The organism is Ureaplasma miroungigenitalium, from assembly GCF_025780085.1.
GTDB classification, from domain to species: Bacteria; Bacillota_I; Bacilli_A; order Mycoplasmatales; family Mycoplasmoidaceae; genus Ureaplasma; species Ureaplasma miroungigenitalium.
The window spans coordinates 227,527-244,053 of the sequence record NZ_JAOXHL010000001.1 but is presented as its reverse complement, the minus strand read 5'-3'; the positions used below and the strand labels follow the sequence as shown (position 1 = coordinate 244,053).

The following is a 16,527-nucleotide window of genomic DNA, read 5'->3' as shown; positions in this document are numbered from 1 at the left end:
TTTAATGCTGTGTATTCTTGTAAATATGCAGCTTCAACCACACAGAAAAGGTTTACAAATTTTACTAGTTAAAATACCTCTATGGTGAGTCTAAGTTGATAAAAAAAAGGAGAACTTATATGTTTGCTATTATTCAAACTGGTGCAAAACAATATAAAGTTCAACAAGGCGATATTATCTATGTTGAAAAACTAGACGCAGAAGTGAATGCAAGTGTTAAACTTGACCAAGTAGTAATGTTAGAAGACCAAATCGGAAACCCATATGTTCAAAACGCTTACGTAACAGCAACCGTTTTAAAACATGGGAAACAAAAGAAAATTAACATTATTAAACACCAATCTAAAAAACACCATATGAAACGTCAAGGTCACCGTCAACCATATACTCAATTAAAAATCGAAGCAATTAATAAATAATTATCACTATGATTTCTATTAAAAAATACTTAAACGCCTTAGTTATCGAAGGTCATGCACACGCTGGAAAGTACGGACAAGACATTGTTTGTGCTGGAGTGAGTGCAATTAGTTTAAGTGCGTTAAATTGATTTGATGAAGATGCGATCAACGTTGTTATGCGTGATGGTTATTATCATTTAACCATTAAGCAAAAAAACGAAACTAATCTAATGTATTTAAATTTAATTTACATACAATTAGCTAGTGTAGCGCAAAGTTATAATCAATATATAGAAATTCAAGAATTTACATATGAACTAACAAAGGAAAAGTAAAATGAAAAAATTATTATGAAACGTAAATCTACAACTTTTTGCATCTAAAAAAGGGGTAGGTTCTTCGAAAAATGGTCGTGACTCAAATCCCAAATACCTTGGTGCAAAATTAGGTGATGGTCAATTCACTAAAGCTGGTCAAATTATTTATCGTCAACGAGGAAACCGAATTTATCCTGGTTTAAATGTTGGACAAGGAAAAGATCATACACTTTTCGCAAAAGTGGATGGCACAGTTAAATATACAAAATTCATGGGATCTAAAACAAAAGTTTCTGTTTTAGTTTCTGAAAATAAATAATTAATAATAACTCAACGCAAGCCGCGTTGGGTTTTTTTATTTGCTAGATATCTTCATGGGTCTTTATTTATTTGTTAATATGTTATAAAATAATCATATTAGGGGGATTATAGATGAAAAAAGTTTTTGCTTTTGATTTAGACGGAACGTTATTCATGCACGCTAATAATATGCATGATGAAACGCCAGAAGCATTAAAAAGAATTCGTCAGGCTGGCCATGATGTCATAATTTCTACAGGGCGATCACTGGGGAACATTTTAGAGGCTATTAAAGGTCATGAACATTTATTCACATACATTGTTGCTTCCAACGGTGCAGTGATTTATCACGTAGCTTCACAAGATTTAAAAATTGTTGGAAAAATTAATATTGATGCCTGAGAATTTTTAATGGAAAGTGCCTTAAAAAATCATCTTTTAGCACGTATTGATACGCTGGAATGTTCGATGAGTTATTTAAAAGATGACCCATTACCAGTTTGAACAGTAGAACAGAACATGGATTTTAATAAACACGAATTTATTGATTTGCAAACTTTTAAAGAATATGCAAAAGATAAAAAACATGAAATGATTCAAGTTGCTATTCGTGGTGGCAAAGAAATCATTCAACAAGAATATTTAAAAACATTAGAACGCTTTGGTGATGTTTATCAAATTACACACACAAGCGATTTTTACGTAGACATTAACGCTAAAAATATTAATAAATGAACAGGGATCTTAGAGGTTGTTGAACAATTAAAACTAGATCCATCACAAACAATCGTTTTTGGCGACTCTGGAAACGATATTCAAATGTTAAGTAATGCTGGTGTAGGGATTGCTATGGGGAATGCTACACACGAAGCTAAAAAAGTTGCTGATATCGTGATTGGGGAATGTACTACCAACGCGATTGCACAAACACTATTAAAGTTAATTTAGATAAATGCTGTTGTCGGCATTTTTTTTATTTTCTAAAGAATTTTTTTATTTTCTAAAGAATTTTAATTAACCGGGTGCTTGCACCCATTACAAAGAAGAAAAAAGTAGAGGATATAAATTATGAAATATGATGTTTTAATTATTGGTGCTGGACCAGGAGGGATTTATTCAGCATATGAATTAATGAAATTAAGACCTGATCTAAAAGTGGGTATTTTTGAAAAAGGACCAGATCTTGAAAAACGGATTAATGGTAATTATTCAATCATGAATGGTTTCGGTGGTGCTGGAGCCTTTAGTGATGGTAAATTTAATATTACAAATGAATTTGGTGGTACATTATACGAACACATTGGTAAGGATAAAGCGATTGAATTGATGGAATATGTTGATCAAATCAATTGTGAAAACGGTGGCGATAAAGCTAAAATGTTCACAAATGTGGATAGTCATTTAAAAACAATTTGTTTAAAAAATGATCTTTATTTATTGAGTGCAAAGGTGCGTCATTTAGGGACAGACATCAACCAAATTGTGCTTAAAAATCTATATGAATTCTTAAAAGATAAAGTTGACTTTTATTTTGAAAAAGCGATTGTTGATGTTGATCACCGAGCCGATGGTAATTTTGTTTTAACAAATGAAGATAACGAGGTTTTCACTGGTGAAAAATGTGTTATTAGTACGGGGCGAAGTGGTTCAAAATGAATGGAAGAAATTTCTAAGAAATTATCAATTCAAACGAAAAGTAACCGGGTTGACATCGGAGTACGTGTAGAATTACCATATGAAATTTTTAAGCACTTAACTGATATCTTATATGAATCAAAACTAGTGCATCAAACCAAAACATACAATGACTGAGTTCGTACATTCTGTATGAATCCTCGTGGATTTGTAGTGCAAGAAGATACGGATGGGTTATTAACTGCTAATGGGCATAGTTATGAAGGTGAAGATATGTTGTCAAATAATACTAACTTCGCTTTACTAGTATCTCAAGAATTTACTGAACCATTTAAAAATAGTAATGAGTATGGTGAAAGTATTGCTCGACTTGGTAATATGCTGGGTGGAGGCGTGATGGTGCAACGTTTCGGTGATCTAATTAATGGTCGTCGATCGACACAATCACGAATTGACAAGAGCTTTTTAACACCAACTCTAAAGGCCACTCCAGGGGATTTATCATTAGTTTTACCAAAACGTTTATTAGATGATATCGTTGATATGATTTTTGCCTTAGACAAAATTGCACCCGGAACTGCTAATGATGATACATTACTGTATGGTGTTGAGGTTAAATTCTATAACATGGAAGTGGATGTTAATCAACATTTAGAAACTACTTTACCAGGGCTATTTAGTATTGGTGATGCATCAGGTGTGACCCACTCTTTAAGTCACGCATCAGCCTCTGGTGTTTATGTTGCTCGTTATTTAGCAGAACAATTGCCGAAAAGAAAATAAAATAATCTAACAATTTTTGTGCTTTGTTCTTATAATAAAAAGATATGTTTGGAAAAAAAGGGATAAAAATATGAAACTATTAGAACAACGAATCAGAAAAGATGGCGTTATTTTAAGCTCAAGTATCTTAAAAGTGGACACCTTCATTAATCACGCAGTGGACCCCATTTTAATGGATCAATTAGCACAGGCTTTTTATGAACGTTTTAAAGATCAAGCAATTACGAAGGTAGTAACTATTGAATCTTCAGGTATTTCGATTGCTGTGCTTGTTGCTTTAAAATTGCGTGTACCATTAATCATTATTAAAAAAACGGTAAGTGTTACCACAGATGAAAATGTTTATAGTGCTAATGTTTACTCTTTCACAAAATGTATTGAATATAAAGTTAGCATTGCTAAAAAACTTTTAAATGCCAATGATAATTGTTTATTTATTGATGATTTTTTAGCTAATGGACAAGCTTGTTTAGGGGCTGTTGAACTGGTTGAACAAGCCCACGCTAAAATGCAAAACTTTGGTATCCTAATTGAAAAAACTTTCCAATCAGGACGTCAATTATTAGACGAGCAAAATTATAATGTTTATTCATTAGCTCGGATCACTTCTTTAGATCCGCAAGCTGGTGTTCAATTTATTGAGGAGGAATAGTATGCATAAAATTTTAGTTGTTGACTTTGGTAGCCAATACAACCAATTACTAGTTCGTCGGATTCGTGAACTAGGTGTTTATAGTGAATTAATTGATCATAGTGATGCCCCTAAATACTTTCATGACCCGAGTGTTTTAGGATTCATCTTATCGGGTGGACCACACTCTGTTTACGAAGAAAATGCCATGACAATTCATCCACAAATATTTCAATTAAACAAACCAGTTTTAGGTGTTTGTTATGGAATGCAATTGATGATGCATTTATTAGGTGGAAAAGTGCGCCAAGCAGAATGTGCAGAATACGGTCATACCCAAATTACAATCAAACCATCATCACACATCGGTGCGAATTTAAAAGATGATCAAAAAGTTTGAATGTCACACGCTGATCGTGTAATTTCCTTAGCCCCTGGTTTTGAAACTTATGCTACTTCATTAGATTGCCCACACGTGATTGTAGAAAACCAAAAAGATCAATTATATGGAATTCAATACCATTGCGAAGTAAACAACACGCCAAATGGTCGTGACATGTTAGCTAACTTTGTTTACAATGTTTGCCAAGCAAAAAAAGAATGAACGATGAACGACTTTATTGACCAACAAATTGCAGCAATTAAAGAAGAAGTGAAAGATCAACAAGTTATTTGTGCATTAAGCGGTGGTGTTGATTCAATGGTGACTGCTTCATTAATTAAAAAAGCGATTGGTGACCAATTAACTTGTGTGTTTGTAGATCATGGTTTATTAAGAAAAAATGAAAAAGAAAACGTTTTAGAAATTTTCTCTAAACAATTTGGTAAAGGACTTGTGTATGTTGATGCAAGTAAAGATTTTTTAGATGCACTAAAAGGTGTTAGTGAACCAGAACAGAAACGAAAAATCATTGGAGCAATGTTCATTGAAATCTTTAAGCGTGAAGCTCAAAAAATTAAGAATGTGAAGTTTCTTGCACAAGGTACTTTATATACAGACATTATTGAATCAGGAACCAAAAATGCTGTAACAATTAAATCACACCATAATGTTGGTGGATTGCCAAAAGATTTAGGCTTTTCTTTAATTGAACCACTTAAAACCTTATTTAAAGACGAAGTGCGTGCCTTAGGGAAAGTCTTAGGTTTAAATGATGCTTTTATTAACCGCAAACCTTTCCCAGGACCAGGGCTAGCTATTCGTGTTATCGGAGACATCACAGAAGTTAAATTATTTTTAGTACGTGAAAGTGATGCGATTTTCCGTGAAGAATTAGAAAAAGCTGGACTAGACCAAGACATCTGACAATTCTTTACTGTTTTATTGAATAATAAATCGGTTGGAGTTATGGGTGACCAACGTACATATGCCTATACTTTAGCCTTGCGTGCAGTTAACTCTATTGATGGAATGACAGCAGACTTTGCTCATATTCCCTTTGATGTTTTAGCTAAAACAGCAACACGGATTGTGAATGAAATCAAAGGCATTAACCGGGTAGTCTACGATATTACAAGTAAACCTCCTGGAACAATTGAATGAGAATAAAAAGATCATTTAGTTTTAAATAGTCGAATCAAAAACGCTCGTCAGATGTTTTATCTGGCTAGCGCTTTTTATTTCTAAAAAATTTAAAAATTGTTAGGAAATCAAGCGACACAAGACAGTGCAACACTATATTTCTAGTGTCTTTTACATTCGATAAATTAAAGATAATAAAAGATTCAAGTCTAAAAATAAGGTTAAAAAGAAAATATTAAAACATGAAAAAATAGAAAAATTGTAAAAAAAGGATATTAAATTTCATCGACGAAAATTAGGTAAAAAAAGAAGGTTATTTTTTGTAAAAAATTTGTATCCGAAAATTAAATATTTTTTTAACGTTTTTATAATGAATTTATAAAAGCAATTGTAGGCGTTGTTTTTCTTGATTTAGAGAGTGTTTAGAAAAAGATATGAAACAGATAAAAAATATATTTATATATACAACTTTGTATCAATTTTTATTAATATTTTGCGGATTACTATGTAATAATTCTCTAATAATTCATATAAGAAAAACGCGTTTTTGTGTTTTTGTTGTTTATATGCGGTTATTTTGTTTAAAATATAATAGAGCATACAAACGCTCGTTTTTAGATAAGTGAATTTTATAAAAAAGGATTGAAAATGAAAAAAATTAAACTTAATAAAAAACTATTATTCTCAACATTGGGAGTTTTAGGAACAATTACTGCTGTTACTGCTATTGCTACAAGTTGTGGTGGAACTAGTGATGATAAAAAAGTTGAAGCAAAAGCACAAACAGTTAACTCAGGAAGTTATGCAACTCAAATGAAGTCATTGGCTACTGGGGAAATTACAGTAGCTGCTGGTTGAGGGGATGCTGCTGCAGTTTATGCAAAAGACTATAGAGATGACATTATTATCGTTGGTGCAACTACACCAATCTCAAACGATGGTATTCAAGTTCGTGGAGACTTGAAAAAAGGTGATATTCAAGCTTTACAAGCACTGTTCATTAACACAATTAAAGTAGCTAATGAAAATTTAAAAGCTGGTAAAGAAGAATTAACAATGAAAATCAAAGACAAAAATAAAACTGTCTTTGCTGTATATAACCACGACGGATATTCAGCAATTACTGATTTAAGCGCTGAAATTCCAATCAACCCAAGTGGGGATATGAAAAAATTATATTCAAGCGAACCTGCTGAAGGTAGTGATTACTTAACTGTTTCACCTGAAGGCGTAGTGTCTAAAGTTGAAGGTTCTAAGAATTTAAAAATTCAATTTATTCCTTCAGGAGATCCAGCACACGTTACTGCAGCTGTTGGTAAAATTAGTGATTACTTCAAAAATACTTTAAAATTAGACAACATCGAAATTACTGTAGGTACAGATTATAATGCTGCAGCTATTGGTATTGAAGAAAAATCACTTGACGTGGCTTTCTTGCCAGTAGATACATGAGCTACTAAATCACCAAGCGCAAACTTCATTGTACAAGCAGGTCGTGAAGTTCAAATTGTTGACCCATATGTTTCTGTAAAGAATGTATCAACACCAGCAATTAAGGATGAAAAAATTCTAATTGACGCAATGAACAATTACCGTACTTTCAATAAGGTTGACAACAAACCAAATCTTTATGTACAAGGAAACAATCCAACTGCTGAAACTGAAGGATACCCCAAAGCATTAAAAGACGCTGTTGATAAGATTGCAACTGAAGCAGGTAATGATAAAGCAAAATTACCAGTTGTAGGATTCTACCGTTCTTATATTTATGTTAAAAAAGATAGCGTATTCGCTAAAAAAGTTTTAGCAGCTATTAAAACACAGGGAACAAATTGAAAATTAGAATGAAAAGATGTAGCCGGAGATGTAATTTTCGGATATACTTCAAAAACTTCATCAGCTTCTTATACTTTTGCTGAAAAATGATTCCAAACCCACTTTAATGGATTCACAACTTTCGAAGAACAAAAAAATAAATAAGATTTATGAGTACTAACAAAGCAAATAATCATCAACAAGCTGATTGAACGATTAGTTGACAAAATGTTAGCAAAACTTATCCCAATGGGACAAAAGGGTTAATTGACATCAATTTAGATATTAAACAAGGCGAATTTGTTGCAATTATTGGTCTTTCCGGTGCCGGAAAGACCACTCTTTTAAAAACAGTTAACAAAATCAATACAATTAGCGATGGCGTTTTAAAAGTTGGGCCATATGAAGTAAATAAATTAAGTGGAAAAAAACTGCGGGAATTTAGAACAAAAGTGGGTATTGTTTTCCAAGGTTATAACTTAATTGAAAATATTTCTGTTATTAATAATATTTTGGCTGCGCGAGCACCCCAAATGAATCGTTTAAAAGCTTTCTTTGGTTGATATGCAAAGAAAGATTTAGATTTAGCATATCGAGCTTTAGCTAAAGTAAATATTTTAGAAAACGCTTATGACTTAGCTAAGGATTTATCAGGTGGACAAATGCAACGGGTAGCCTTAGCACGTACGTTAGCACAAAATCCCAAAATTATTTTAGCTGACGAACCAGTAGGGGCCTTAGACCCTATTATGGCGAAGAGTGTAATGGATGGTTTCTTATTTGTTAACAAATCAGAAAACATTACAGTTTTAGCTAATTTACACCACGTCGATCTAGCATTACAATATGCTGACCGTATCATTGGAGTTAAAAAAGGTCGCATTGTTTATGATGGACCTTCAACAGATGTTAATTTAAATATCTTAAAACAAATTTATGGGGAACAATTAGAACAGTTTGATGAAGAACAATTCATTGAAACAAAACGCAAGCGTTTAGTGATTCAAAAGGACATTCAAGATAAAATTGCAAATGAACAACAAACAACAAACGTTAACTAAAAATTCTTATCGCCGGGCTAAAATAGTTTTTTTATTTCAAAAAATTAAAAATTATTTTCAACCCAAATTTATTGATATTAATGGCCAAAAAGTAACCAAGAGTTTCCCCTGGTTTAGTGTCATTTCTATCTTAGCCAGTTTATTAATTATTGCCGTTATTATTTGGGCTGTTAAACCTAATTTTAGCGGTCAAGATATTTTTTGAAAAAATATCGGCGAATTCTTTGATTTTAAAACGACAGAAGTAGCGGGATATAATTATACGCCTACAGCAACATTTATCCATGCATTAAAATACCTGTGAAAAACAATTAGTTTTTCGATTCTTGGTACATTGCTAGGGATTTTAATTTCAGTTCCCGTAGCTTTATTGAGTTCAAAGAACTTCATTAAAACACCATTAATATACATGCCAATGCGTATTATTATGTCGATTGTGCGTGCTATTCCTCCAATTGTTTTTGCTTTTGGTTTTAAAAATTTAGTATCAAAAGAATTAGCTGCAACCTTTGCTTTAGCATTATTTGTTACAGCTGTGATGGCGAAATGATTGTATGAAGACTTAGATACTTATGATGTTTCGGCATATCATGGTATGCAAGCTATTGGGAATACTAAATTAGTTGCATTCAAAAATTCAATCCTTCCTTATCTAAACAAACGAATCTTTGCATACGGCTTTTATTCATTTGAAATGGTAGTACGATTTGCAGCTATTTTATCAATTGTAGGGATACCTACCATTGGTGAGTCAATTTCCAATTACCAAGAACCAAGTAAGTTTGGTGGATTAAACATTGTTTTATGAACATTGATTACATTCATGGTAATCCTTGAGACTTTAAACTTCCTTGTACGGAAATATTTCTTAGAAGCTGTTCCCAAACGCCCTGTCGTAGACGAACATCTTCCATATGATGAATATTTAAAAGCGTTGAAAAAACAACGTCCAAAAATTTATTTATGAAAAATTGCGCTAGCAATTATTATCATTGCTTTATCAATTGCGGCGTTATTCCAAATTAAATGACAAGTAGCTAATAAAATTCAAGTCTTTTATTTTGTAAAAGGGATGCGTGCTTTCTTCAGTCCTGAATGATCTTTATTTAGTGTCTGAGACCACCAAAATGTTTTCCGTTTAGGTTTTGATGCTTTAGCTGTGGCTATTTTATCAACTTTAATCGGAACGGTTTTAGCAATTCCCATTGCTTTATTAGCGTCATTTAACATTACAAAATGAACATCATTAATTTTTAAATTAGTGATCATTATTTTACGGGCTATCCCCGCCTTTACCTTTGCGTTCTTATTCTTATTTTTGTCAAAGGATTCCATTGTTTTTGCAGGGGTATTAGCATTAGGAATTCACTCGATTGGTATGATGGGGAAATTAACTACCCAAGCTATTGAAAAAATCCCCAAACGTTTCTTTGAATCGCTTGATTCCATCGGTGCTAATACATGATTGAAATTTAAATATACTTTAAAAGAAATCATGCCAACAGTTATTTCAAACTTCTTATACCGGATTGAAATTAACTTTAAATCAACAACAGTGATTGGAACAGTTGGTGCTTCTAAATTCGGTTTACAAATTAACATTTTCTCTGGGGATCCAGAAAACTGAAACCGTTTATCATCTTATTTAATTTTCACAATTGTTTTATTAATTATTTTAGAATACCTATCTTCGTTATTAAGAAAGAAAATCATGACTGGTTATTTCTTTGGACAAGGTGTATGATTCAAACGTCTATTGCGTTATTACAAAACAGTTAATGCCCTAGCAGTGGCAAGAACATTCGACATTAGTTTTGCAAATCACTATAAACCAATTAACTATAATTTAGCTTATCGTGATTATATGTTCCTGACCGTTTATCGTTTAGGTGTTAAATATCCTGAAATTGATCAAACAACATATGAACAAATGGTCCACTTGCATCAATTAAGTAAACGCGCGTATGCTTTACAACTAAAAAATGTGCGTAGTGAAATTAATGCCATTAAATTAAAAACAAAAAACAAAGTTTTAAATAATATGCAAAAAGCACATCTTTTAAAAGATCGTCACAAACAAGTGAAAAAAGCACAATTCTATGCTATTAATCACTATTTAAATGAAAGAGCGATTGATTATCATGTTTCTTAAAAATAATGAGAATTTAATTCACGACTTAAAAACTTTTTGAAATTATGTTACAAAGGCCAAAAAAGTCGTTTTATGTACCCATGTTGAACCGGATGGGGATACATTAGGTTCAGCGATTGCTTTACAAGAGTTAATTCGTTTAAACCTTCCTGACAAACCAGTACAAATTAGTGGGTATGATTATCCACGTAATTTACATTTTTTAATCGATGAACCGATTAATTTAGTCAGTGATGATTTCTTTGATGATGCTTTAAAAATTGTGGTTGATACTTCAACACAACGTCGAATTCAGGATAGTCGTGTGCAAACACAGCATGCCCTAAAATTTGATCATCATCAAGAAGAGGGTGAATGATTGTTTGCTATCGGGGGAGATCATTGACCTGCAACAGGTGAACCATTAAGTATTTTAGCTGCAACATTAGACTTAAAGGTTAATGAAAAATGTTTAGAGGCTTTAGGTACAGCGATTTTAACAGATACAGAATTCATGCGCGAACGCAACATTTCCGACCAAACATTCGCGGTTATGGCTTGATTAATTCAAAAAGGTTTAGATTATTTAGGCTTGTTAAAAAAATTGCAATTAACAACCGATGAAAAAAACACCATTTTTAATTATTTAAACCAAAAACAAACAACAGAGGGAATTGACTTCCTAGTAGTTAATGAAGTGGTATCTAATGATATTGTTCGTCCTTTAACAGCTCAATTTGCACAGTTAGCAGGCTCAGAAGTTTGCTTTATGTTACTAAAGAAACCAGATGGCAATTACCGTGGCGAAATACGTTCAAAAACAATTTTTGACGTTTCACGTGTAGCCAAAATCTTTGGTGGTGGCGGACATTTTAATTCTGCAGGTTTTATTGTTGATAGTCCAGAACAAGCAAAACAAGTGATTAAAGAAATTAAATTATTATCTTAGAAAAATAAAAAGTGTCGCTACATCGACACTTTTTTTATCACATACAAAGCTCAAGGCATAAAAAAATAAATATTAAGACAGAGACGAATCAACTCACCAAGTAAATATTTATAACTTTTATTCATGCATAGACAAAAGGTTAATTACACCTTTTGATTACTCTAGGTTTTACCCAAGGAACTTGGCTTTGATTTTTCTTGCACAACAGATTTTCGTTCCTACTTCTCGACAGAAAACTTATACGCACCACGCGGTGTTTCAACTGTAAATATCTAGTTGGCATCGTTTGCTAACAGCACCACACTTATTAGAAACCTAAATACGTTTTTCGAGAATCATTTAAAGTTATAAATATTTATTTCCACACAATAATTTTTGCTAATACGATAGCTCAACAGAACTCTAGTTAACAACTACCATTCTCAATCATGATTACCTTATGAGCAAGCACCCATTATTCGGTCATTAATATTTATTGGTAATATATTATACACCAAAATTAAATTTTCAGAATTTTTTTATAAAAACAACAATTTATTTCATGAATACACCATTAAATTCGCTAAAAAAACTCATCATATCGAAAAAAACATTTTTTATAAAAGTATAGATCAGGAAAGAGATAGAATGAACTTAGAAAAAAAGGAACAAAATATGAAAAAAGTTAATAAACGTTTTTTGATTGCTAGTATTGCTTCATTAGCAATGATTACCGCAACAACCGCCATTGCAGCTAGTTGTAAAAAAGATACAGGTAAAGCGAACGAAAAAGATATCGTTGATCCCAAACAAAATAATATAGTCAATAAAGATGATAATGAAAAATTTGATGGTTTAGTTATTGATAGTAGTAATTTACAACAATATATTGATAACGGAATTATCGTAAGACCAAAAGGTCCGGACGGAGCCATGTCTCATATCCTAAAAAAACCAATTAATGGTGTGACTTCGATTAAATGAATGTTACCTGGTACTTTAAACTTAGGCGCTAAAACAAATATTATTAGTTTATATTTGCCCAAATTAATATTATCACTCGAAGAACATACAAATGATATAACTGCATGTGAAACGCTAAAAACGATTTATGCACCTAACTTAAAAGCAATAGTTGGTGGGTATAATTATCCGAATTTGCAAAATGTTATAATGCCAAATATAAAATTTATTAGTTCAGGCGCATTCTTAAGAACACCTTTTTTGGCGAACTTAATAAGCTCGAACCCAGATAAATTAGCCATCGTTAATGGTATTTTATTTAATGGAACACAAGCCGCAGGTAACTTGAAAATTCCTCAAAACGTCAAACAAATCTCTGCTAATGCTTTTAATCCCAAAATCTATGGGAGCCACCAAGATTCTACCATCTCATATCCTGCATTAACAGAACTAAAAAGTGTAACGATTCCAAATATTTGTGAATTAGGAGAAGCAGCTTTTAGTGGTTGTGAAAAGCTAGAATTTATAGACATGCCAAATGTATTTAATGTTCCAGTTGATACTTTTTGAGGATGTGAGTCATTATCAAGGGTAAATTTACCAAATGCTTATAATGTTTACAATGGTGCCTTTGGAAAGTGTAAATCCTTGACAACTATAAATTTACCAAAGGTGGAAATAGTAGGATGGAAAGCTTTTGATTCTTGCATTAATTTAACAGATATAAATATGTCAAATGCGAAAACCATTTTTAATAGTGCATTTAAAGGGTGTAGTAGTTTAACGAATATTAATCTCGAAAATGTTATTGAAATTGATCAATCAGTTTTTGCCGACTGCGTTTCACTACAAAATATAGAACTACCAAAGGTTACTCGAATATACGATGAGGCTTTTAAGGGTTGTAAAAACCTTAAATATGTAGGGGCACCTTTCGCTAATGTTATTGGTAGTAATGTTTTCTCTGAAACGTTATTTGAAAAACAATTAATGAATGATAATAAGTTAATTATTTTTTAATAACATTTTAATAGATGGTAGTCAAGCTACGGGTGTTGTTAATATCCCCGAGCATGTAACAGCGATTAATAATCGTGCTTTTAGTCAATGCACTAATATCACTGAGGTAAATGCACCGAATGTAGTTTTAATCGGGAAACTATCTTTTAATGGATGCAAAAATATAACTCATGTCAATGCACCTAAGGTTGTTACTATTAGTTCACAAGCGTTTTCAGAATGTTCTAATTTAACTGATTTATACATTCCAAGTACTACAAAAATAGAATCACAAGCCTTCCGTGACTGCATTCAATTAGAACATCTTGAAATCAGCAAAGTTAACACTATTGGTTCACAAGCTTTTGAAAACACACCTTTTATTAAAAATTTAATTCAAAACAATAATCAAGAACTGGCAATTGTCAATAACATTTTAATAGATGGTAGTCAAGTTACAGGTGCTATTAGTATTCCAGAAAGCGTAACATCAATCACAGATAGTGCCTTCGCCGGTGCTAATAATATAACTAATTTAAACGCTCACAACGTTCTTTTGATTGGCGATTCTGCTTTTGCTAATTGTAATAGTTTGATCAACGTAAACACTCCCAATCTCTTGAGTATCAATTCTTCTGCTTTTACAAAATGCAACAATTTATCTCATATAAATGCACCAAACGTGCTTTCAATTGGTTCAAATGTTTTTTCTTCTAGCAACTTAACTAATATTGATTTCCCCAACGTGACAAACGTTGAATCTGAAGCATTCTTAAATTGTAAAAAATTGTCTGTAGTTAATATGCCTAAAGTGACTTCCTTAGGTGGTTATGTTTTTTTGGCACGAAATTCTTAGATAATCTAATAAGCTCTAACCCGAACAAATTAGCAATTGTTAATAATATTTTAATAGATGGAACAAAAGCGGTTGGCGATATAACAATTCCTGAGAACGTTACAGCAATTGCTCCGGATGCTTTCGCACAATATGAATCTATTGAAAGAAATCTCTTAACCAGCGTTAGTATGGCGAATGTGGTTACTATAGGGTATGGGGCATTTGCTTTTAATCTTAAATTAAGAAAAGTTGATATGCCAAAAGTAACCGTTATTGGCGCTAGAGCATTTTCAACATGCATAGGATTAACGAATATGAATATGCCAAGTGTAACTGATGTGGAGTGGGCTGTTTTCGAATGAACTCCATCTTTAGATTTTGAATATACCATTTTACCTAGTGCAGTCAATAAAACAGAGTTTCAAAAGCTGAAATATTCACCGCAATGATCATTACGAGAAAAAGACACATATTTAATAGCAGAAAGAGAATAGAAATATTTATATGAAAAAAACAAGAGACTTTTATGCTCTTGTTTTTTGTTTTTGTAGATAAATTTATAATTAAAAATTAGCCCTAAAAGCTATGGATAAAAAGGAACAAATGCAAACAAGATTATTAGGAATTTTTTATTATAGTATTTTTAGAGGAAGTGTTTGTGAATATTTGCATTATAATGAGCGCCGAATTTTAGATGGAGGTAAAACCGGTTAAATGAGATAACGTATCAAAACTTTTCTGACAATCGGATTATTGGTTCTTAAATAAATTGTTCTTTGTCATAATTTTAAAACTATACAATATGTTTAACTGTAAGAAGATCGCGAAAGCAAACACCAATGTTTGATAATTTACTGATTTGAAAAGCTTATTGATAAGTTATAAGAATACAATAAACTGTATAAAAACAAAAATATACGTGACACGTGTCAAGCGGTTATGAAATTAAATAAACAATGTTTTATAAAAACGAAAACTTATAATCAAAAATCAAAGAACCGTTTTTAATTAGATATAAAAACCGCTGTATTAGCAATTATCAAAAATACATTTTAGGATAAAAAGATACCAGGCGTTTAGTTTTTGTACACTTATCAAGCGCCGTGGCGACTTTTTTGTTATGATTACTAAAAATAGATAGCTTGAAGGATATATTAATCTATGAAAATGAAGAAAAAAATAATACTTGGTTCTGTTATTTCTTGTTTGTTTTTATCAACCGCTACACTATGCATCGCATCGTGCGCTAATAACAGCCATTTGATTAAGGATATGGAAAAGTTATTCGTTGCGATGGAACAGTGATATAAACAAACATCTGATAAGCACAAAAGCATGATTGCAAATAAATATTATGCAGAAGCGAAGAAAATTAAAAACAACTTTGATGAGGCTAAAACAGATTTGGAACGCAAATATTTTATTGACGAGATGATCAAATTATACGATAAAGCCCAAAAATCACAAGAACCCGATAATCTGGCACACGTCCCACAAGATCAACCGCCAGAAGGCGAGTTAGTTAATAAAACAGAAGATGACATTCGGTTTACTAACAACGGGAAAAAATGATTAGCTTCAAAGCTAGCTTATCCAAACCAATTTTTAATTGGTCAAATTCTTGGGCCGAATGAGAATTACGACGGTTTAATGATATATAACTGAACTGCTAAAATAAATTGAAATGAAGCTCTTCCACACACCCATTCACATTCATATTTGAAATTAGAGTTAGAACGCGTAGAGAATCAAATTGATGAAGGTTTTAAAATCGTAGAAGCCAAAGATAAAAACCTGAGAATTATTATCAAAAAAGACGCCCAAACGGGCATGAAAAAAGCGATCATGCCTAATACATTAATAAGAACAACGGAATTGGACGGAATTCGTCAAACGGGTTTTGATAGTATTATGTTGCGTTTTGATGGGATTGGAACAAGCAGTGACATTGTTTCAATTTATAAAGATGAAAAAAGAACAGAAGATAAATTAGAACGATCAATTGATAGATTATATCCACCCTATATTATGGACTTTGAATTACCTGTTGATTACGTGCAAAACAAAAGCAGCATTTTGCTGACAGCTATATCTTTTGAACATATGCATGGTATAAATATTGGTAATCAATGAACCATTCAATTCAAAACACCTATTGAAATTATTATAGAAACAGTTGAATAAGTAATTGGTTTTTTTTATA

At 32.0% G+C, this 16,527-nt stretch carries 15 protein-coding genes and 1 other annotated feature; all 15 genes read left to right on the top strand.

The window, feature by feature from the left end; genetic code table 4:
• Positions 1 to 25 precede the first annotated feature (25 nt).
• Positions 26 to 102: a sequence feature (ribosomal protein L21 leader region), on the top strand.
• A 17-nt stretch (positions 103 to 119) separates the two neighbouring features.
• The 15 genes from rplU to OF376_RS00810 all read left to right on the top strand — a co-directional run bounded on the left by rplU (position 120) and on the right by OF376_RS00810 (position 16,508).
• A complete protein-coding gene (gene rplU, locus OF376_RS00880; RefSeq protein WP_263821669.1) occupies positions 120 to 419 on the top strand; it encodes a 50S ribosomal protein L21 in 300 nt (99 codons plus the stop codon).
• 8 nt (positions 420 to 427) lie between these two features.
• Positions 428 to 736, top strand: a complete 309-nt coding sequence (locus OF376_RS00875; protein ID WP_263821668.1) for a ribosomal-processing cysteine protease Prp — start codon at positions 428 to 430, stop codon at positions 734 to 736.
• A 1-nt stretch (position 737) separates the two neighbouring features.
• On the top strand, positions 738 to 1,037 hold the full coding sequence (rpmA, locus tag OF376_RS00870) for a 50S ribosomal protein L27 (protein WP_263821667.1): 300 nt from the start codon (positions 738 to 740) through the stop codon (positions 1,035 to 1,037).
• A 113-nt stretch (positions 1,038 to 1,150) separates the two neighbouring features.
• Positions 1,151 to 1,966 (top strand): HAD family hydrolase, encoded by an 816-nt coding sequence (locus tag OF376_RS00865; protein WP_263821666.1) that lies wholly within the window; start codon positions 1,151 to 1,153, stop codon positions 1,964 to 1,966.
• Between the two features lie 120 nt (positions 1,967 to 2,086).
• Positions 2,087 to 3,436 carry an NAD(P)/FAD-dependent oxidoreductase gene (locus tag OF376_RS00860; protein WP_263821665.1) on the top strand — a complete coding sequence of 450 codons (1,350 nt, stop codon included), beginning with the start codon at positions 2,087 to 2,089 and terminating at the stop codon, positions 3,434 to 3,436.
• Between the two features lie 70 nt (positions 3,437 to 3,506).
• Positions 3,507 to 4,088 carry a xanthine phosphoribosyltransferase gene (locus OF376_RS00855; RefSeq protein ID WP_263821664.1) on the top strand — a complete coding sequence of 194 codons (582 nt, stop codon included), beginning with the start codon at positions 3,507 to 3,509 and terminating at the stop codon, positions 4,086 to 4,088.
• 1 nt (position 4,089) lies between these two features.
• A complete protein-coding gene (gene guaA / locus OF376_RS00850) occupies positions 4,090 to 5,616 on the top strand; it encodes a glutamine-hydrolyzing GMP synthase (RefSeq protein WP_263821663.1) in 1,527 nt (508 codons plus the stop codon).
• Between the two features lie 621 nt (positions 5,617 to 6,237).
• Positions 6,238 to 7,569: a PhnD/SsuA/transferrin family substrate-binding protein gene (locus OF376_RS00845; protein ID WP_263821662.1), complete on the top strand. Its 1,332-nt coding sequence runs from the start codon at positions 6,238 to 6,240 to the stop codon at positions 7,567 to 7,569.
• Positions 7,570 to 7,574: 5 nt separating this feature from the next.
• Positions 7,575 to 8,465 carry a phosphonate ABC transporter ATP-binding protein gene (gene phnC, locus OF376_RS00840; protein WP_263821661.1) on the top strand — a complete coding sequence of 297 codons (891 nt, stop codon included), beginning with the start codon at positions 7,575 to 7,577 and terminating at the stop codon, positions 8,463 to 8,465.
• The gene (locus tag OF376_RS00835; RefSeq protein WP_263821660.1) at positions 8,437 to 10,617 is read left to right on the top strand and encodes a PhnE/PtxC family ABC transporter permease; all 2,181 of its coding nucleotides are present in this window, start codon (positions 8,437 to 8,439) and stop codon (positions 10,615 to 10,617) included. Before phnC ends, OF376_RS00835 begins: the two co-directional genes overlap by 29 nt.
• The gene (locus OF376_RS00830) at positions 10,607 to 11,545 is read left to right on the top strand and encodes a DHH family phosphoesterase (RefSeq protein WP_263821659.1); all 939 of its coding nucleotides are present in this window, start codon (positions 10,607 to 10,609) and stop codon (positions 11,543 to 11,545) included. Before OF376_RS00835 ends, OF376_RS00830 begins: the two co-directional genes overlap by 11 nt.
• A gap of 654 nt (positions 11,546 to 12,199) precedes the next feature.
• Entirely contained in the window at positions 12,200 to 13,507 is a 1,308-nt protein-coding gene (locus OF376_RS00825) for a leucine-rich repeat domain-containing protein (RefSeq protein WP_263821658.1), read from the top strand.
• A complete protein-coding gene (locus OF376_RS03190; protein WP_416906735.1) occupies positions 13,497 to 14,342 on the top strand; it encodes a leucine-rich repeat domain-containing protein in 846 nt (281 codons plus the stop codon). The genes OF376_RS00825 and OF376_RS03190 overlap by 11 nt, the downstream gene beginning before the upstream one ends.
• Positions 14,315 to 14,818 carry a leucine-rich repeat protein gene (locus OF376_RS00815; protein ID WP_318031935.1) on the top strand — a complete coding sequence of 168 codons (504 nt, stop codon included), beginning with the start codon at positions 14,315 to 14,317 and terminating at the stop codon, positions 14,816 to 14,818. Before OF376_RS03190 ends, OF376_RS00815 begins: the two co-directional genes overlap by 28 nt.
• Before the next feature lie 667 nt (positions 14,819 to 15,485).
• Positions 15,486 to 16,508, top strand: coding sequence for a hypothetical protein (locus OF376_RS00810; RefSeq protein WP_263821656.1), 1,023 nt, complete (start codon positions 15,486 to 15,488; stop codon positions 16,506 to 16,508).
• Positions 16,509 to 16,527 lie beyond the last annotated feature (19 nt).